General features: G+C 55.4%; 18 protein-coding genes. 4 read left to right on the forward strand and 14 right to left on the reverse strand.

The features are described from left to right. Positions 1 to 40: 40 nt before the first annotated feature. Complete coding sequence (locus GW579_RS03195) at positions 41 to 1051, forward strand: bile acid:sodium symporter family protein (protein WP_165057505.1); 1011 nt, start codon at positions 41 to 43, stop codon at positions 1049 to 1051. Positions 1052 to 1128: 77 nt separating this feature from the next. Here GW579_RS03195 and add read toward each other — a convergent pair whose 3' ends face one another. The 3 genes from add to malX form a co-directional block, all read right to left on the reverse strand. Then, complete coding sequence (add, locus tag GW579_RS03200) at positions 1129 to 2127, reverse strand: adenosine deaminase (protein WP_165057507.1); 999 nt, start codon at positions 2125 to 2127, stop codon at positions 1129 to 1131. Between the two features lie 137 nt (positions 2128 to 2264). Continuing rightward, positions 2265 to 3452 (reverse strand): MalY/PatB family protein, encoded by a 1188-nt coding sequence (locus GW579_RS03205; RefSeq protein ID WP_165057509.1) that lies wholly within the window; start codon positions 3450 to 3452, stop codon positions 2265 to 2267. A gap of 61 nt (positions 3453 to 3513) precedes the next feature. Further along, on the reverse strand, positions 3514 to 5127 hold the full coding sequence (malX, locus tag GW579_RS03210; RefSeq protein ID WP_165057511.1) for a maltose/glucose-specific PTS transporter subunit IIBC: 1614 nt from the start codon (positions 5125 to 5127) through the stop codon (positions 3514 to 3516). 256 nt (positions 5128 to 5383) lie between these two features. Here malX and malI point away from each other — a divergent pair, with 256 nt between their 5' ends. Next, positions 5384 to 6415: a Mal regulon transcriptional regulator MalI gene (malI, locus tag GW579_RS03215; protein ID WP_152326208.1), complete on the forward strand. Its 1032-nt coding sequence runs from the start codon at positions 5384 to 5386 to the stop codon at positions 6413 to 6415. 129 nt (positions 6416 to 6544) lie between these two features. Here malI and GW579_RS03220 read toward each other — a convergent pair whose 3' ends face one another. Continuing rightward, positions 6545 to 6841, reverse strand: coding sequence for a DUF1161 domain-containing protein (locus GW579_RS03220; protein ID WP_165057513.1), 297 nt, complete (start codon positions 6839 to 6841; stop codon positions 6545 to 6547). Between the two features lie 110 nt (positions 6842 to 6951). Further along, positions 6952 to 7308 carry a DUF1283 family protein gene (locus GW579_RS03225; protein WP_152326210.1) on the reverse strand — a complete coding sequence of 119 codons (357 nt, stop codon included), beginning with the start codon at positions 7306 to 7308 and terminating at the stop codon, positions 6952 to 6954. 134 nt (positions 7309 to 7442) lie between these two features. Between GW579_RS03225 and GW579_RS03230 the strand changes: the two genes are divergently transcribed. Continuing rightward, the gene (locus GW579_RS03230) at positions 7443 to 7769 is read left to right on the forward strand and encodes a YnfA family protein (RefSeq protein ID WP_152326211.1); all 327 of its coding nucleotides are present in this window, start codon (positions 7443 to 7445) and stop codon (positions 7767 to 7769) included. Between the two features lie 3 nt (positions 7770 to 7772). Here the strand turns inward: GW579_RS03230 and GW579_RS03235 are convergent, their stop codons facing one another. Continuing rightward, on the reverse strand, positions 7773 to 8678 hold the full coding sequence (locus tag GW579_RS03235) for a LysR family transcriptional regulator (protein WP_165057515.1): 906 nt from the start codon (positions 8676 to 8678) through the stop codon (positions 7773 to 7775). 329 nt (positions 8679 to 9007) lie between these two features. On the opposite strand from GW579_RS03235, the gene GW579_RS03240 reads away from it, so the two are divergent. After that, entirely contained in the window at positions 9008 to 10303 is a 1296-nt protein-coding gene (locus tag GW579_RS03240) for an NCS2 family permease (protein WP_104922061.1), read from the forward strand. Positions 10304 to 10426: 123 nt separating this feature from the next. Here the strand turns inward: GW579_RS03240 and ydfG are convergent, their stop codons facing one another. The 8 genes from ydfG to GW579_RS03280 form a co-directional block, all read right to left on the reverse strand. Next, complete coding sequence (gene ydfG / locus GW579_RS03245; RefSeq protein ID WP_165057516.1) at positions 10427 to 11176, reverse strand: bifunctional NADP-dependent 3-hydroxy acid dehydrogenase/3-hydroxypropionate dehydrogenase YdfG; 750 nt, start codon at positions 11174 to 11176, stop codon at positions 10427 to 10429. Positions 11177 to 11344: 168 nt separating this feature from the next. Beyond that, a complete protein-coding gene (locus tag GW579_RS03250; RefSeq protein WP_165057518.1) occupies positions 11345 to 12400 on the reverse strand; it encodes an aldo/keto reductase in 1056 nt (351 codons plus the stop codon). 47 nt (positions 12401 to 12447) lie between these two features. Continuing rightward, positions 12448 to 13893 carry an MFS transporter gene (locus tag GW579_RS03255; protein ID WP_152326215.1) on the reverse strand — a complete coding sequence of 482 codons (1446 nt, stop codon included), beginning with the start codon at positions 13891 to 13893 and terminating at the stop codon, positions 12448 to 12450. Positions 13894 to 14008: 115 nt separating this feature from the next. Beyond that, the gene (locus tag GW579_RS03260; protein WP_165057520.1) at positions 14009 to 15103 is read right to left on the reverse strand and encodes an ABC transporter ATP-binding protein; all 1095 of its coding nucleotides are present in this window, start codon (positions 15101 to 15103) and stop codon (positions 14009 to 14011) included. Then, positions 15104 to 16057 (reverse strand): carbohydrate kinase family protein, encoded by a 954-nt coding sequence (locus GW579_RS03265; RefSeq protein ID WP_165057522.1) that lies wholly within the window; start codon positions 16055 to 16057, stop codon positions 15104 to 15106. It abuts the gene before it with no gap. Between the two features lie 25 nt (positions 16058 to 16082). Beyond that, positions 16083 to 16922, reverse strand: a complete 840-nt coding sequence (locus GW579_RS03270) for a carbohydrate ABC transporter permease (RefSeq protein ID WP_165057524.1) — start codon at positions 16920 to 16922, stop codon at positions 16083 to 16085. After that, entirely contained in the window at positions 16919 to 17821 is a 903-nt protein-coding gene (locus tag GW579_RS03275; protein WP_165057526.1) for a carbohydrate ABC transporter permease, read from the reverse strand. Before GW579_RS03275 ends, GW579_RS03270 begins: the two co-directional genes overlap by 4 nt. 69 nt (positions 17822 to 17890) lie before the next feature. After that, positions 17891 to 19141: an extracellular solute-binding protein gene (locus tag GW579_RS03280; protein ID WP_165057528.1), complete on the reverse strand. Its 1251-nt coding sequence runs from the start codon at positions 19139 to 19141 to the stop codon at positions 17891 to 17893. Positions 19142 to 19311 lie beyond the last annotated feature (170 nt).

The raw sequence follows: 19311 nt of genomic DNA on the forward strand, positions 1-19311 counted from the left end.
CCCGATTCTCTTTTACTCGTTCAACTGGCAAGGAAGGTTCATGTCCTGGTTAAAAATCGATAAATTTTTGCTGATTCTGATTTGTGTGGTCGTGGTCGCGTCGTTTTTCCCTTGTGAAGGGATCTATAAAACGATTTTCGAACATCTGACTACCGCTGCCATCGCGCTGCTGTTTTTTATGCACGGCGCGAAGCTCTCGCGTGAGGCGATTATGGCGGGGATCGGCCACTGGCGTTTGCATGTTGTGGTTTTCCTCAGCACGTTTGCGCTGTTCCCGCTGCTGGGGCTGGGCATGAAATGGCTGGTGCCGGTCGGTATTCTGACACCGACGCTGTATTACGGTTTTCTGTATTTGTGTGCGCTGCCGGCTACCGTGCAGTCGGCGATTGCCTATACGTCGGTGGCGGGCGGGAATATCCCGGCGGCGATTTGCAGCGCGTCGGCGTCCAGTATTCTCGGCGTGTTTTTGTCGCCGGTGCTGGTGGGTTTGCTGATGCACACGCAGGGCGGAACCAGCGATACGCTGCACGCCATCGGTTCGATTGTTTTACAACTGATGGTGCCGTTTATCATCGGGCATTTGTGTCGTCCTCTGATTGGCGGCTGGGTGCAGCGTCATAAGAAGATCGTGAATATTACAGACCGTTCGTCGATTCTTCTGGTGGTGTACGTGGCGTTCAGTGCGGCAGTCGTGGAAGGCATCTGGCACCAGATTGATGGCTGGTCACTGTTGGCGGTGCTGGGTTGTTCGATTGTGCTGCTGACCATTGTGCTGATCATCAATACGTTTGTGGCACGGCTATTTGGTTTCAATACCAAGGACGAAATCACCATTGTTTTCTGTGGCTCGAAGAAGAGTCTGGCGAACGGTATTCCGATGGCGAACGTGCTGTTTCCGGCGTCTGCGGTGGGGGCGATGGTGCTGCCTCTGATGATTTTCCATCAGATCCAGCTGATGGTGTGCGCGGTTCTGGCATCGCGTTACGCGAAACGTGTTGCACGTGAAGAAGCCGCTAAACTGGCCGTGAAAGAAGAAATCAAATCGGCATAACGGATTGATTGTAAAGAAAAGGGCGGGAATGAATCCCGCCTTTTTTTTTGCGCTCAGGGAACGGTTTTCAGAAAACGTTACGCAGACACTTTGTCGCGAATCGCCTGTTTTTCTGCGCCGGTCAGGAAGGCCATTGTCAGGCCATTTTCCTGCGCTTTGCGGATTTCATTCTGAGTCAGACCGGCGGCTGGCGCGGCAACGTTGTATTCGTTGGCAATTTCGATGCCCTGAACGGCCGGATCGTCGGTATTGATTGACGCCAGAACGCCGTGGCGCAGGAAGGTCGCCAGCGGATGTTGTTCAAACGAGGAGACGGTGCTGGTCTGAATATTCGACGTCAGGCAGGACTCAATCCCAATCTGGTGCTTCGCCAGGAAATCCATCAGCGCCGGGTCTTGCGCGGCTTTCACGCCGTGGCCGATACGCTCAGCGCCCAGTTCACGAATTGCCTGCCAGATGCTTTCCGGGCCTGCGGCTTCACCGGCGTGAACGGTAATGCGCCAGCCTGCGTCGCGCGCACGGTTAAAGTGGCTGAGGAACAGACTGCCCGGGAAACCGAGTTCATCACCGGCCAGATCCAGCGCGGTAATGCCATCGCGGTGCGCCAGTAAACCTTCCAGCTCTTGCAGACACGCATCTTCACCGAAAGTACGGCTCAGAATACCAATCAGACGCACATCGATGTCGTGATTTTTCTGGCCTTCACGGATGCCTTCGATCACGGCTTCCACCACGCCTGCGACCGGCAGTTTGTGGTTCATCGCCATGTAGTAAGGGGAGAAACGCAGTTCGGTATAGTGCAGACCGGCTTTGGCCGCATCTTCAACGTTTTCTTTCGCAATACGGCGGCAGGCGTCGAGATCGCCCAGCACTTTGACACCCCAGTCCAGTTTTTGCAAAAAGCTCACCAGATCGGGTTCTGTGTGCATCACCTGCACATGCGGGCGCAGGGCTTCAAGTTCATTGGCGGGCAGCGTCAGGTTAAACTGATGGCCTAAATCGAGAATCGTTTGAGCGCGGATGTTGCCATCAAGGTGGCGGTGAATGTCGGTCAGGGGAAGGCGTGTGTCGATCATGGGGTGCACTCGTTATTATTGAAATGTGCGGGGCATTATAACGTCAGATCGGGGGATAAGAAAACGTTGTTGCGCAACGGCAGGAGAAAGCTCCTTCCTCTGTACAAGGAAGGAGCGAAACGGAAAATTCTTGAACGTTACGGCAGCAGGGTATTAATCGCGAGAATTAAAGCCTGTACCCCCGCTTCTACCTTCGACCTTGGGCAGCCGACGTTCAGGCGCAGGAACCCGTTGCCTTCTTCACCGTAGGTATAACCCGGCATGATCGCGACTTTTTGATGTTCGATCAGCTCTTTTTGCAGCTGCTTGTCGTCGATGTTTAACGCACGCAAATCAATCCACGCCAGATACGTTGACTGCGGAGGTTGCCAGTTCAGCTGCGGGAACGCGGCGTTCAGCTGTTCCGCCACATAATGCAGATTTCCCTGCAAATAGGCGCGCAACGCGTCCAGCCACGGTTCGCCCGCGTGATACGCCGCGACGTGCGCATGTACCGCCAGTACCGCCGGAGAGGATAAACCGTCGCAGGCTTTCAGCTGATGCAGATAAGCATCACGCGGCGTTTTATGGCTGATAAAGCCGTACGCGCCGGTCAGCGCAGGGATATTGAAGCTTTTCGAGCCGGACGTCAGCAGCGCCCATTCACCGCGCGCCACCTCATTCCACGGCGTATGTGGGTTCCCGCCCCAAACCATATCCATGTGGATTTCATCGCTGATCACCCGCACGCTGTGGCGCTCGCAAAGTGCTGCAATCCGCGTCAGTTCTTCGCGCGTCCAGACCTTGCCGGTCGGATTGTGCGGGCTGCACAGCAACAACAGCGAACAGTCCGGCTGCGCCAGCAGGCTTTCCAGATTTTCGGCATCCAGCGACCAGTCGTTGCCGTTTTTAATCAGCGGGCAAGCCAGCAGGTTGCGCTGATTACCATCAACCACTTTAAAGAACGCGTCGTAGGCCGGGGTGAATGTCACCACACCATCACCCGGCTGGCTCCACTGGCGGATAAGTTGCGCCACCATGTAAATCACCGACGGGCCATACACCACCCAGTCGCGGTCAATCTGGCTGTTAAAACGCTGCTGATACCAGTGTTCAACGGCACCGAGAAAATCGTCATGATGCCAGCGGCTGTAGCCAAGCACGCCGTGTTGCAGGCGTTTTTGCAGCGCATTCAGAATGCACGGCGCGGTGGCGAAATCCATGTCTGAAATGGTAAATGGCAGTAAATCATCACGGCCAAAACGGTCGGCGACGTAATCCCACTGAGTACACCAGGTTCCGTGACGATCAACGACGGTAGAGAAATCAAAAGAAGCTGAGGACATTTTTTCACTCCCTGAAGAAAGCAGAAAAGGGCGACACGAAGTCGCCCTGTGGATTCAGTGTTTATACCATCGCCGGTTCGGGCGCGGGCTGATTGGCTGCTTCACGGATGAGGTAATCCAGCTCATCTTTCACCGACTGCACCTGAGGGCCGATCACCACCTGCAGGTTGTGTTCGTTGAGATGAACCACACCAATTGCACGGTTGGCTTTAAGCGTCGCATCGTCGACCAGCGACATATCCGCCACGGAAAGACGCAGGCGGGTGATGCAGTTATCGAGTGAAACGATGTTACCGGCACCGCCCAGCGCGCTTAAGATCACCGGCACGTTGTAACCGGATTTGCTGGAAGACGGCACGGCCGCGGCGGCTGGCGTACTTTCAGATTCACGGCCCGGCGTTTTGATATTAAAGCGCGTGATAGAGAAGCGGAAGATTACGTAGTAAGCCGCGAACCAGATTGCTGCGACCACCGGCACCAGATACCACTTGGTGGCTGTGCCGTGCAGGATACCGAAGACCACGAAATCGATGATGTTACCGTCGGTATTCCCGATGGTCACGCCCAGTACCGACATAATGGTGAAGCCAAGACCGGTCAGAATTGCGTGAATCACATACAGAACCGGCGCAACGAAAAGGAACAGGAATTCGATCGGTTCAGTGGTTCCGCCGACAACACAAGCGACAACACCGGAAATCAGCAGACCTTTAATTTTATGACGGTTTTCAGGTTTCGCACAGTGGTACATCGCCAGCGCAGCACCCGGTAACCCCCCGAGGAATGCAGGCATTTTGCCCTGCGACAGGAACTGTGTCGCGCTTTCAGAGAAACCGTGCGTGGTCGGGCAGGAAAGTTGCGCCTGGAAGATGGTCAGGGCTCCGCTGACTTCGCGGCCACAGACGTCCATTGTGCCACCGGCTTCGGTGAAGCGGATCAGCGCCACCAGAATGTGGTGCAGCCCGAACGGTAACAGCAGACGTTCGCCGGAACCGAAAATCATCGGTCCGAACACACCTGCACCCTGAATCAGACGGCCCAGACCGTTAATCCCGGCGGCGAAGAATGGCCAGATTAACGGGATCAGCAAACCGACTAAACCGAGCACGACGGTGGTGACGATCGGCACAAAACGCGTACCGCCGAAAAATGCCAGCGCATCCGGCAGGCGGATGGTGTTGTAACGCTCGTGCAACATGTACACGATGATACCCACAATCACCGCGCCCAGAATACCGGTGTCGATAGACTGGATACCAAGGATCATCTGGATGTTATTGGCTTTCAGAACCAGCGGATCAACCGTTGGCAGTGTGCCGTTGGCGGTCAGGTAGAAGTTGATTGCCAGGTTCAGCACGGCAAAACCGACAAAACCGGAGAAGGCGGCAACGCCTTTGTTCTCACGCGCCATACCCAGCGGGATAGCGATGGCGAACATGACCGGCAGGAAGCTGAATGCAAATGAGCCGACTTTGCTCATCCACACGAAAATCAGCTGAAGAACAGGATTGCCCAGTGCAGGCAGCAATGTAACGACATCGTGGCTGCTTAACGAGCTGCCGATGCCCAGCATGATGCCGCAAAATGACAACAACGCGACGGGCAACATGAAGGTTTTACCAAGGCTTTGGAAGAATTCCCAAAGTGTGACTTTTTGTTTTTTATTTGCAGGCATGACTGCTCCCTGAGTGGTTTGGTGTTGGCTGTGTGGTAATGGCGGCTAAGATAAAACGTTTTACCAAAACAATACGTGTCGGAACTCACAATATTGGAAGATGGCTGCACCATCAGGGTGAAATGGAGGTTTAACGTTTTACTCAATCTGACGAGTCGGGTATAACTGTTTGACCGCGCTACTGATTTAAACGCTTAAGTCCGACGAACGGGTCATAATCCCGCTTCATGGAGTCTGGAATGAACGACACAGCCTGATGAATCATAAAAAAATTACGATTATCGATGTTGCGCAGCACGCCGGTGTTTCTGTCACCACGGTGTCGCTGGTGCTCAGCGGCAAAGGGCGCATTTCCCTGAGTACCGCTGAGCGGGTAAACCGTGCGGTGGATGAACTGGGTTTTGTGCGTAACCGGCAGGCCAGCACGCTGCGCGGCGGTGAGTCCGGCGTGGTCGGGCTGATTGTGCGTGATATCTGTGAGCCGTTTTATGCGGAAATGACCGCCGGTCTCAGCGAGATGTTTGAAGCGCAGGGCAAAGTATTATTTCTGCTGCAAAGTGGCCCGTCAGGCAAAGGTCTGATGCGCTGTTTCGACACTTTGCTGACCCACGGCGTTGACGGTATTGTCATCGCCGGTGGCACCAGTTCTATTTCCGGCCTGAAAGAAAAGGCCGATGAACAGGGCGTTCCGCTGATTTGCGCTGCGCGTTCCGGTGGTATTGAAGGCGTCGATGTTGTCCGCCCGGACAATATGCTCGCCGCCAAAATGGCCACCGAATATCTTATCCGCCACGGCCACAAACAAATCGCTTACCTCGGCGGCCTCAGTAATTCGTTAACCCGCGCCGAACGCCTCGGCGGTTTCTGCGCCACGCTCGTGCAGTACGGCCTGCCGTTTCGCAGTGAGTGGATTATCGAGTGCGATTACCAGCAGAAATGCGCCGCCGACGCCGCCGAAACGCTGCTGACCCATTACCCGAAAATCAGCGCCATCGTCTGCCATAAATCGTCCGTCGCGCTCGGTGCTTATTTCGGCGTTTTGCGCACCGGCGCAGAAGTCGGCGGCGGGGCGGTCGACAGTTTCTTCCAGCAAAAAGTGGCCCTTATCGGCATGGAAGATGCACCGGAATCCGAACTGACCGAACCGCCGCTGACGTCAATCGCGAACTCCGCCCGGGAGATTGGTCATGCGACGGCGAGACGGTTATTGCTGAGGATCGGGGGGCAGAATCTCGAAGCACAGAATATTATTGTGCCACCGGGGCTGGTAGAGAGGGAGTCGGCCTGAAAGCCACTTTGAGAAAGGTGACACATTTCGTTTTTGGCCAGGCTGGCCTTAAACTCAAGACCTTGGGCGGCAACCCAAGGTGTTGACCTGGGTTGCACAAAATATAACCGAGCGTGATACCGGTTCGTATCACTGAGAATCCTGGCTTGTCCCCGTCTTAGGACTCGCTGCTGTCGCATCATCCGCGCCAGCGGTCTTCGTGTAGATAATCTTCTGCGTATCATTCCCGCAATGCCCCACAACCTGACCACCGGCCTGATCTGCCTGATCGTTCGGGACGATATCAAGCTTAAAACCGGATTCCGGCAAACCGTTGGCGACGATTTTCTGGGTGATATCCGCTTTCACGCTTTCACAAGTGGCAGCCTGAACCGCCAGCGGCGCTAACATCATGACCGCAAGGCCAGCTAAGAGTGTCTTTTTCATCATTCATTCCTTTTATGAGAAACAGTGTATTAATGAGTTTAGCAGATAGAGACGGCGGCATAGTTCGCCGCTGTCTGGCAGGAAAAGGGCGGAAAGACTTATTTACGGTATTACGGTGCCATCAGCTGACGGCCGGTGCGGCGGTCGAGGCAGCGCTGTGTGTTATCTTCCCAGTACGCGTTGATATTCTGGCTGGCGTTACATTTATCGCGCAGATCCACAGAATTATCGTACTTGGAATAATCCTTCTCAGCGCGCTGGTTTTTCAAAGCCCGCAGACGCTGGGTTTCGTTCCATTGCTCTTTGCTCTGACGCGCTTCTTCGTTGGACATGGCGTCATTGCCGCTGCCGCCAAAGACACAGGTTCCGCCCGCACAGTTGGTGGCTGCCAGCGCAGGTGCCTGCCAGCTTGCTGTCATAACAAGCAGCGCAACAGGCAGTAAACGGCGTAAAAACGTTGTATTCATTAGTTAATCCTTTTAATTTACACATCGCTCAGGCGAATACTTTCAATTATAACATCACCCTGAGTCACGTCACCCAAAGCCTGCTAACGGGTTGAATTCATGTTTAACTTACGACTTTAAACCTGGCGATTCACATGCTCAAAACGACTTTACTGTTCTTTGCGACCGCGCTGGCGGAAATCATCGGCTGTTTTCTGCCGTATCTCTGGCTGCGCAAAGGCGGCAGCTGGCTGCTGCTTTTCCCGGCGGCGCTGAGCCTGGCGGCGTTTGTCTGGTTGCTGACGCTGCATCCGGCAGCCAGTGGCAGGGTGTATGCGGCTTACGGCGGAGTCTATGTGATGACGGCGATGTTGTGGTTGCGGTTTGTCGATGGCGTAAAACTCAGCACCACCGACTGGCTCGGCGCCTGTGTGGCGCTGGCCGGGATGCTGATTATCATTTCTGGCTGGAAAGCGGCGTAACGGTTACTGCGACAATTGTTCCATCATCACGATCACTTTCTGAATCACAATCTGCGCGGCGCGGGAAAGCTGACGGCGTGGCGCAACGCATAGCGCGAGCGTCAGCGGTTTGGCGCTGCGCCCTTGCAAGGGCACAAACGCCAGCCGGTTTTCCTGCAAATCGGGCAATACGTCGAGCAGACTCAGCACACCCACGCCAGCCCCTTTGCGGATAAGTTCGCGCATCATCCGCACGTCATTACAGACAATTGACGGCGTATCCAGCAACTGATAACGGTTATACAGCAGCTTCGCGCGGGCATTCACCATCAGTGGTTCCGACGGAATAATCTGCCGGTAAGTCGCGATATCGCTGAACGACAGTGATTCCTGCTTTGAAAGTTCATGCCCGACCGGCATCGCGATGCCAATCGGCAATTCCGCAAACGCCTGTACTTCCAGACCGGTATGTTCAATGGGGTCGAGCAGCAGGCCAAAATCCACTTCAGCCGAACTGACCTGTTCACTGATATTCCGGCTGTCTTCAATGCGGATATCAAACGTGAGGTATGGATGCTCAGCGCCGACTTCGGCAATCAGCTGCGCCATAATTCCTTCACTGAGCGCCGCGATAATGGAAATGGTGACGTGCCCGCGCCGCAAACCCTGAATTTCATCAAAGCGTTCGCGGGTACGGGAAAATTCTTTACGCCAGCGACGGATATCATCGAACAAAATCTCACCGGCGGACGTCAGTTTCAGGCCGGTCGGCAGACGCTCAAACAGCGGCGTTTCCAGCGTCTGTTCAGCCTGTAAAATCTGCCGGTTAATGGCCGAAGCGGAGACGTGCAGCGCTTCCGCCGCTTTGCGCAAACTTCCTGTTCGGGCGACTTCGGTAAAATATTGCGAAAAACGGGAGAAGGGTGACATAGGTGTACTAATTTATGCAGTGAATAAGTGAGATATCTATTATGGACTGCATCACTCATTTTTCCTAGATTGTGCGATGGCCTTTGTAAACAATCACCTCAGATTGTTTTATGCGCAAATCTCTGCGCAAAAAAGGTCAATAAAGGGTAATGACAGGGTTCGTCAAAACACGTTTAGCACGTGAGCCGCTTTTCTTTGGACAGAAGGGGTGCGAATTGTGGCATTCGTACTGCTGGCGCGCGTGCGTGTTTTGAAAAACAACACTAATAACAAGCGTGCGCTTTTGATCACCCGGTTGAAGTGATCACGCGACCAAGAGATTCCTTCTCATGTTAGAAAAACTATTCAAGTTAAAAGCTCACCGTACTAACGTGCGGACTGAGATTGTGGCAGGACTGACTACATTTTTAGCAATGGCCTATATTCTGTTCGTTAACCCGTCCATTTTGGGCGCGACGGGGATGGATAAAGGCTCGGTTTTCGTGGCAACGTGTCTTGCTGCCGCAATCGGTTCCGCACTAATGGGCTTTATCGCCAACTACCCGATTGCACTGGCGCCGGGCATGGGTTTAAACGCCTTCTTCACCTACACCGTCGTGCTGCACATGGGTTACACCTGGCAGATCGCGTTGGGTGCTGTTTTCCTTTCCGCGTGTATCTTCTTCGCGTTATCAATTTTCAAAATTCGTGAATGGATTATCCGCAGTATTCCGCTGCCGCTGCGTTCGGCGATTGCGGCCGGTATCGGGTTATTCCTGGCGCTGATTGCGCTGGAAAACGCCGGTATTGTGATTGCAAACCCGGCCACGCTGGTAGGCCTGGGTGACCTGACCAAACCGGGTCCGCTGTTTGCGATGCTCGGTTTCATTCTGATTGTGGTTCTCGAAGCGCGTAAAGTGACCGGTGCTGTGCTGATTGGCGTGCTGGCTGTGACGGTTCTGGCGATTGCGCTGGGCTACTCACCGTTTGGCGGCGTGATGTCTATGCCACCTTCTATCGCACCAACCTTTATGCAGCTGGACATCAAAGGCGCATTCAACGTTTCGCTGATCAGCGTCGTGTTCGCATTCCTGTTCGTAGACGTGTTCGATAACTCAGGCACCCTGATCGGCGTAACCAAACGCGCAGGTCTGGCGGACGAAGATGGCAATATCCCGAAAATGGGGCGTGCGCTGGTCGCGGACAGTGCGGCTGCGCTGTTCGGTTCACTCTTAGGGACATCAACCACCACCAGTTATATCGAGTCTGCTGCGGGCGTGAGCGCCGGTGGCCGTACCGGTCTGACGGCGATCGTGGTCGCGATCCTGTTCCTGCTGAGCCTGTTCTTCGCACCGCTGGCAGGCAGCGTTCCGGCATTCGCCACCGCGCCTGCTCTGCTGTTCATCGCGGTTCTGATGACCTCAGGTCTGGCAGAAATCGACTGGAAAGATATCACCGTTGCCGCGCCGGTCACCGTGACCGCGCTGACCATGCCGTTCACTTATTCCATCGCTAACGGCATCGCGTTTGGTTTCATCACCTGGACGCTGGCAAAACTGCTTACCGGCCGCTGGCGTGAACTGAATTCTGCGCTGATCGTTCTGTCGATTCTGTTCGTGATCAAACTGGGCTGGCTGAGCGCGTAACCGCTCTGCGGGTCGGAAAAGGCGCGGGTTTGACTCCCGCGCCTTTTTTTATGCTCAAAATCGGGTGAAAACCCAATAAAAAAAGCAGCCGGAGCTGCTTTTCATCTACATCACAATGTCTGATCAGTCTTCGCGGTGAACCTGCAAACCGGCCAGAGACTGGCTGACAGGCATCATCTCGATGCTGTTGATGTTCACGTGCTCAGGCAATGTCGAAACCCAGAACACGGATTCAGCCACGTCGGTGGCCGTCAGCGGGTTAGTCTTGTCGTAGGTTTTGCTGGCTTTCTCGTCATCACCTTTAAAGCGGATGTTGGAGAATTCCGTTCCGCCGCACAGGCCCGGCTCGATATTGGTCACGCGAACGTGAGTGCCATGCAGGTCGGTGCGCAGGTTCAGGCTGAACTGACGGACGAAGGCTTTGGTCGCGCCATACACGTTGCCACCGGCATACGGCCAGTTGCCCGCCGTTGAACCGATGTTAATCACATGGCCGGTGTTGCGTTCAACCATGCCCGGCAGGACGGCGCGGGTCATGTACACCAGACCTTTGGTGTTGGTGTCGATCATTTTGTCCCAGTCTTCCAGCAACGCTTTGTCGGCTTTTTCCAGACCGAGCGCCAGACCGGCGTTATTGACCAGCACATCGATGTTGCTCCATTCGGCAGGCAGGCTGTCGATGGCATCTTTGATGGAAGCACGGTTGGTCACATCCAGCTCAACGGTATACAGCGCGTCACCCAGCTCCGCCTTCAGGTCGTCCAGACGCTCTTTACGGCGGCCAGAGGCAATCACTTTATGGCCTTCTTTGACAAAGCGGCGCGCGATTTCAGCACCAAATCCGGCGGTCGCGCCGGTCACAAAAATAATCATCCCGGTATTCCTTAGTATTTAAATAAATAGAATGAAATAAAAATCGAATCAAAAATGAACGCGTTTGCTCGCGCACGGCGTGCAGAAAAAGAAACTCTATAAGTATTAACACAAAAATAACCAGACCGGCAGCGGATGCCGGTCTGACTTGGTATCATTTTATTGCGGTCACTTTTTCAAATAGGGCGCAATCAGCGATAAATCTGCCGCAGAAAGCCGGTCCGGCGCGGTCTGAGCCTGATGCCAGTAAGGATACAGCAACGGCAACTGGCTGACCTGATTAAGTCTTTCAATTTCTTCGCTATTAAGGGTCAAATCTGCCGCGAGCAGGTTGTCCTGCAACTGGGTGTCGTTACGCGCACCGACAATCACTGACGTTACCTGCGGGCGCGCAATCAGCCATGCCAGCGCGATTTGCGCCGCGGAAACGCCGCGCTGCCCGGCGATATCCACCAGAACATCCACCACGTCATACAGCGCATTTTCGTCACGCACCGGCGGCTCACCCCAGTCAGCCAGATGACGTGTGCCTTCCGGTGCCGCCTGATTGCGGCGATATTTACCGGAAAGCAGGCCACCGGCCAGCGGACTCCACACCAGTACGCCCAGCCCCTGATCCTGTGCGACCGGCAGCAGCTCATATTCGGCTTCACGTGCCTGCAGGGTGTAATGGATTTGCTGACTGACCGGGCGGATATAGTGGTTTGCTGCTGCCACGCCCAGCGTTTTCATCACATGCCAGGCAGAAAAGTTGGAGACACCGACATAACGCACTTTGCCGCTGCTGACCAGATCGTCGAGCGCGCGCAGCGTTTCTTCCAGCGGCGTCTGACCATCCCATTCATGCAACTGATACAAATCCAGATAGTCCGTATTCAGGCGCTTCAGGCTGGCTTCGCAGGCGCGCAAAATATGGTGACGTGATGAACCGCGATTGTTCGGGCCATCGCCCATCGGGAAGCGGGCTTTGCTGGCAACCAGCACGTCATGACGCTGAGTGCCCAGTGCCTTCCCCAGAATCACTTCCGATTCACCGCCTGAATAAACGTCGGCGGTATCGAATAAGTTAATTCCGGCATCCAGACACAGACCGATCTGGCGCTGTGCGGCACTGACGTCGGTCTGGCCGGTTTTAGCGAATTTTCCCTGACCACCAAACGTCATGGTGCCCAGGCTGAGAACTGAAACTTTCAGGCCGGAATGGCCTAACAGACGGTATTCCATGGGTTTTCTCCATTTATCGGATACTTAATTTCAGTTTAGCAACGTCATTATTTTTGCGACGAAGCCGGTTGCGGTACAGATTCTTTTTTTCGGCGTATTTCATCGCCCGCGGTAGGGTCGAGCGTCAGACTGTCGAGGGTTCCCGCCAGAGAAAACACCCCGATAATAATAAAAGCGATATGGAACGTGCCGGTCTGCATCCCGGCGCTGGCCGGTAAAAAATGTTCCGCGACGCGCAGGGAAAGCGCGCCGATGGCAATGCCCAGGCCGGTAGAGAGCTGTTGCGCGGTGTTAAATAACGTATTCGCGCCACCCATTTGTTCTGCCGGAACCTGCGAAAAGGCCAGTGTATTGAGCGCCGTGAACTGCATCGAACGGGTCATGCCGCTGGCGAACAGCAGCAGCAACGTGATGGCAGTCGGCACGTCCGGCGTCAGCAACGCACAGGCAAATATCGTCGCAGAATTGAGCAGGCCGTTAACCAGCATAATCGACTTAAAGCGAAAGCGGTGCAAAATCGGCGAGGTAAAAGGCTTCATTGCCAGATTACCGGCGAACACGGCAAGCACCAGCAGCCCGGCATCAAACGCGTTCATGCCGTAACCCAGCTGGAACATCAGCGGCAGCAAAAACGGCAGGGCGCCGATAGCCACGCGGAACAATGAACCGCCGTAAATCGTGACGGCGTAACTTTTAATTTTCAGCGCCGTCAGCGGCAGCAACGGGTGCGTTGCCCGCCCGGAATGCCAGACCGCCAGCGCCCCGACGATCACCGCGCCGCCCACCATCGTCACCGGTTTCCAGTTAATGGTGCCCTGATTAAACATATCCAGCCCGAAGATTAACCCCAGACACGCTGCGCCGGTCAGCACAAAACCGGTGACATCAAACGGCACTCCTTTCTGCCCCTCAACCTGCGGGATCAGCTTACGACTGAACACCAGTGCGATAATCCCGAGCGGCAGATTGAGCAGAAATATCCAGTGCCAGGAGGCATAGGTCGTAATGAATCCGCCCAGCGGCGGTCCGAGGATCGGCGCCACCAGCCCGGGCCAGGTAATCGTCGCGATTGCGCGGATCAGATCTGATTTTTGCGTATTTTTCAATACCACCAGACGCCCGACCGGCACCATCAGCGCACCGGCAAACCCCTGCAACATGCGGGCGGCGGTAAACGTGCTGAGACTGACGCTGGCAGAACATAACAGTGATGCGAGGGTGAACAGGATCAGCGCCAGCGAAAAGACATTACGCGTGCCAAACCGGTTAGCGATCCAGCCGCTGGCAGGAATAAACACCGTGAGCGTCAGAATGTACGCCGACACGCCGATATTCATATCGACCGGATGCACGCCGAAATCTTTCGCCATCTGCGGCAGCGCGGTGACAATCACCGTGGCATCCAGATTTTCCATAAAGAACGCGCCAGCCACCAGTAACGGCAAAGCGGATCCCGGCGGCAACGAGAATTTTTTGTTTGAGAAGAAGCTCATAGAAGGTAAGCGCGCTAATGAAATAAGGAAAGTCTGAGCATAGCGCATCGGGGGAAGGCGTCAACGGCGGGATTGAGGATCTCCCCCGGTGAAAGGGGAGATTTTGCACATTAATTCAGAGTTCAGTTTCTTCCAGCCGTTCCCCGGTCTGTGCATCGAACAGATGAATGGCGTCGCTGTTAGCTTCGAGGTACAGCGGTTGTTCGGTACTGACGCGGGCGCGGCCAGCGAACTGGACGTGCAGCGGGAAACCGCTCCAGTCGATATGCAGCAGGCTGCTTTCGCCGGTGACTTCCAGCAGACGCAGCGTGGCTGCGGGTTGCGCGCTGTGCTGAACCGGTTTGAGATCATGCGGGCGCAGGCCGAGCGTGACCGGTTCGCCTTCGGAATGTCGCGCCTGTAATGACCATTTCTCCGGCAGGGCAAACCACAGCTGATTACAGGTCACGCCAGGTTTGCCGTCGATGCTCTGGAACACGCCGCTGAGTAAATTCATCGGCGGTGAACCGATAAAGCGCGCCACAAAGGTGTTCACCGGTTTGTCGTAAATCGACAGCGGATCGCCTTGCTGCACGATAAAACCGTCTTTCATCACCACAATGTTATCCGCCAGCGTCATGGCCTCAATCTGATCGTGCGTGACGTAAACCGTGGTGGTGCGGAACTGCTGGTGCAGGGATTTGATTTCCGCACGCAGCTCCATGCGCAGCTGCGCGTCAAGGTTAGACAGCGGTTCGTCGAACAGGAAAACTTTCGGATTTCGCACCAGTGCGCGGCCCATTGCGACGCGCTGGCGCTGGCCGCCGGACAAATCTTTCGGCAGGCGTTTCAGCAGATGATCAATCCCTAACACCTTCGCGGCTTGCTGTACTTTGGCCTGTTGTTCGGCTTTCGGCACCTTTTTCACCTGCATATGGAACGCCATGTTCTCGGCCACGGTCAGGTGCGGATACAGCGCGTAGCTCTGGAAGACCATGGCGATATCACGATCCGCCGGGTCAAAATTATTGATTTGCTGTTTATCGAGCAGGATGTCCCCGTCGGATAAGGATTCCAGCCCGGCCAGCAGGCGCAGCAGGGTGGATTTTCCGCAGCCGGACGGCCCGACCAGCACGGTAAAGCTGCCATCGGGGATGGTCAGATCCAGCGGTTTGAGCACCTGTACTTTGCCATAGTGTTTGGCGACTTTTACCAGTTCTACCAGAGCCATTCAGAGTTTCTCCACAAGGCCAAAAAGCGATTGCCAGTCAGGATAACGGCGCGGGGAACTGCTGATCGCACAACCGGCGACGCGGACACCCCATTGCAACGCCGTGGCAGGCGGCAGGCCATAAATCAGCGCGGATAAAAATCCGGCGTTAAAACTGTCTCCGGCGCCGATAGTATCGACCACCTCAACCGGTTCGGCGTGCTGATGCAACGCCTGATCCGCGCTCCACAGACGCGCACCGTCCGGGCCGCATTTCGCAACGCAAAAAGCATTCCCAGCCATCTGCGCCAGCAGTTTTTGCGCGGCAGCGTCCAGCGACTGAGCATCGGCCAGCCCGAGCGTTTCGACTTCATTGAGCAGCAGCGCATCGCAATACGGCAACCATTTGGACGCCTGTTCACGTAGCGCATCGCTCCAGTCTTCCGGCGGCCAGCCGCTGTCTACTGCCACCTGATAGCCACGCTGTTTCAGCGTTGCCAGCAGGAGCGGATAACCGGCGTAAAGCGCGGTACACAACCAGGTTCCGCACAGTAAAACCCAGTCGCCGGGTTGTGCGTTTTCGGGTAACTGAGCCAGAACGTCCTGCATGGAAAGGCGGACAATATGCCCCTGATTGCTGAAAAACGTCCGTTCGTGGTCGGGATGCGTGACGCCAAACGTCAGCGACGTTTCGCAGTCGCAGGTCGGCCAGTGGGGCGCGCTTTCCGGGAACAAACTCGCCAGCCAGCCGGTGAACTGGTCGTTGCCCTGATTGGCCACCAGCCGGTGCGGGACGTCCAATGCCGACAGCGCCAGCGCACAGTTTCCGGCAGAGCCGCCGGGGCGCAGAGAGCTGCTTTCGAGCATCGCTTCGGTGCCTTTTTCCGGCCACGCGTGGAGCGTGCTCATGATCAAATCCACGTTAATATTGCCCACCACATACAGCGTGGCGCGGGTGTCAGGTCTTGTAATCATTGATGAGATCCCCGGATGTTCATATTCAGCCTTTGCTGCCGCCGGCGGTTAACCCGCTGACCAGCGTTTTTTGCAGCCAGAGCGCAATAAAGAGCGGCGGAATGGCCGCAAGAATGCCGACGGCGGCAATCAGCCCGTCATCGGTGGCGCGCCCGGCGGTGAATCCGGCGATAGTCACCGGCAATGTCTGGGCGTTGATATTGTTGGTAAACAGCAGGGCGTAGAAAAATTCATCCCAGGCCAGCAGCCAGCCGAACATCGCCGAAGCGCCGAGCGCCGGTTTCGCCAGCGGCAACGTGATGCGCAGCAATACCTGCCAGTACCGCAATCCGTCGAGGCGTGAAGCCTGTTCGATATCCACCGGCAGTGCGTCGAACTGGTTTTTCAGCATCCAGGTCAGGAACGGCAAAATCATCGAGCAATACACCAGAATCAGCCCGATATGCGTGTTCAGCAGGGTCAGCTTTTCCAGAATGAAATACAGCGGCAGCACGAAGGCCACCGGCGGCACCATATAGATTGCCAGACTGCCAAAAAGCCAGCCGTCGCGGCCAGGATAACGGGAAAAGCTGTAGGCCGCCGGAATGGCCAGCAGCAGGGAAATCACCGTTGCGCCGCAGGCCACCAGCAAACTGTTGCCGAGCGCGTGCAGGAACAACGCGCCTGGTGTGCCTGCCTGCAACGTCAGCAGGCTGGCGTAGCGGCTGAAATCCCAGTGGCGTGGCACCCATTCCAGCGGAATGCGGGTCAGATCTTCCGCCGAACTGACGCTCATCAGGAACATCCACAACAGCGGCGCGAGTATGGATACGGCCAGAACCAGCGCGGCGAGATAACGTAAAACGAGCCGGATTTTCTGTTTCATTCTGCATTCCCCGAACGACGCTGGCGCAGCAGCATGACCATATAAACCAGAATTAACAGGGCGCAAATCAGCGTCATGAGGATGGCGTAAGCGGCACCGCTGCCCGCCCGCAGATAGCTGAAAGATTCCTGATAGACAAAGAAGCTGACGGTTTTGGTGCTGTCGAGCGGGCCGCCGCGGGTCATCACGTAGATGATGTCGAAGACTTTAAACGCGTCGATGGTGCGCAAAATCAGCGCCACTGCCAGCGGAGCCGCAATCGCCGGTAAGGTGATTTTACGAAAGCGCAGGAACGCCGACGCGCCGTCGAGCCGCGCGGCTTCAAACAAATCCTCAGGAATGGTTTGCAGCGCCGCCAGCACCAGCAGGGTGATCAGCGGATAGTTCTTCCAGATATCGGCAAACATCACGGCGTTAATGGCCGACGACGGGTCGCCGAGCCAGCTGCGGTAAGTGTCGATAAGGCCAAGCTGGGAAAGCAGGGCGTTGATGCTGCCGTAGTCCGGATTAAAGTTCAGCCGCCACATTGTGGCGTTAACAATCGTCGGCAGCGCCCAGGGCAAGATCACCAGCACGCGTAACGCACTGCGCCCCCGGAATTTCTGGTTCAGCAGCAGCGCCACCAGCACGCCGATGAAGCCTTCGAAAATCACCGAAACTACGGTGAAATAGAGCGTCCGCCACAGTGCGGCGCGAAAATCCGGATCGGTCAGAGCATAAATAAAATTGTCGCTGCCGACCCAGTTGGGCGCAGAACCGTCGCCAATCAGGCCAGCGTCGGTGAAACTGAGCCACAGCGTGCGGGCCAGTGGCCAGGCGGTCAGCAGAAACATCATTAACAACATGGGCGAAAGGAGCAACCAGGCCTGTCGACGTTCTCGTTGCGGTAAAGTCAGCATAATTTTCCGTGGTGTTGGTTTGCCCCGCATACCGCAGTATCCGGGGCGTTGTGTTGGCTTTAAAAAAACTTAACGTAAACGGTCAGCGGCTGTGGTTGCGGCTTCCATACCGTCTTTCGCCGGGGTTTTACCCTGCAATACCGCCTGAATGTTTTGCTGCAAAATGTTCGACAAGCGTGAGTAATCTGCCGTCACCGGGCGTGAAAGCATCACATTCAGCGAGACTTTTGCCGCCGCAATCAGGGCTTCCTGATCTTTCTGCACCGCCGGGTCGTCATAAGAGGATTTCCAGATTGGCAGGCTCAGTTTGGCGTATTTGTTCTGTACCGGCTGGGAGGTCATATAGCTGATGTATTCCCAAGCCTGATCCGGATGCGCACTGGCTTTGGCGATGCCCAAACCCATCGAACCGTTCACGCCGGACGCCTCACCTGCGGTTTCACCCGGTGCCGGGATCACACCGACGTCACCCGCGACTTTGCTCTGTTTCGGGTCGTTGGCCATGTTGTACATGTAGGTCCAGTTCAGCGCGAAGGCCGCGTCGCCGTTGGAAAACGACTTACGCACGTCCTCTTCCAGATATTCGCGGGAGTTCGGGTTGGTCAGCCCTTTATCCAGCGTCTCTTTCATGTAGTTGATGGCTTTCATCGCGCCGGTATTGGTGAAGTTCAGCTTGCCGTCTTTGTAGAAATCGCCTTTGAACGCCGAAACCAGCGTGGTGTAGTCACAGAGCAAGGCTTCGGATTGTGACCAGCTCCAGACCAGCGGGAATTTAACGATGCCATTTTCTTTCAGGATCTCAGACTGTTTCTCCACGTCAGCCCAGGTCGCAGGCGGGGTGGTGATCCCGGCTTTTGCCAGCATCGCTTTGTTGTAATACAGATATTTGGTGTCGAGGATCCACGGCATGCCCCAGCGTTTATCTTTGTAGGTCACGGTAGAAATCGCGCCGTCAAAAATCTTGCTGCTTTCGTCTGCGGGAATACGCGCCGTGACATCCTGCAACAGGCCGTATTTGTTGAATTCGGCTGGCCAGATCGCATCAAACAGCACCACGTCATAACCTTTGTCACCGGCACCGCGGGCGGCCACGATTTTGTCGTGCAGCGCTTCGTACGGGACAAATTCCAGATTCACTTTGATGTCAGGGTGTTGTTTAGTGAAGTCTGCGGTCATGGCGCGGATATCGGCTTCGCTGTACGCCGCCTGAGTCATAAACAAGGCACTGAGCGTGGTTTCAGCCAGTGCATTCACCGAATATCCCAGGGTGAGGGCAGAGAGGGCGCACAGGGTGGCCGCAGGGGTAAGTCGTAGGCTCATCGTCATTCTCCGAAACAGGGTTAAGTTTATTAAATCAATTTGATTGCTTTAATGGGCTAAAAAAAAGTGGGATGACCGTTGATGGCGGCAACCCCTGCATCCCTGCCGGATTGATACTTGCTACCTGAGGCTTAAAACGAATTCTATAAACGGTGCAAACTGAATAGTGA

Source organism: Rahnella contaminans, assembly GCF_011065485.1.
Lineage (GTDB): Bacteria > Pseudomonadota > Gammaproteobacteria > Enterobacterales > Enterobacteriaceae > Rahnella > Rahnella contaminans.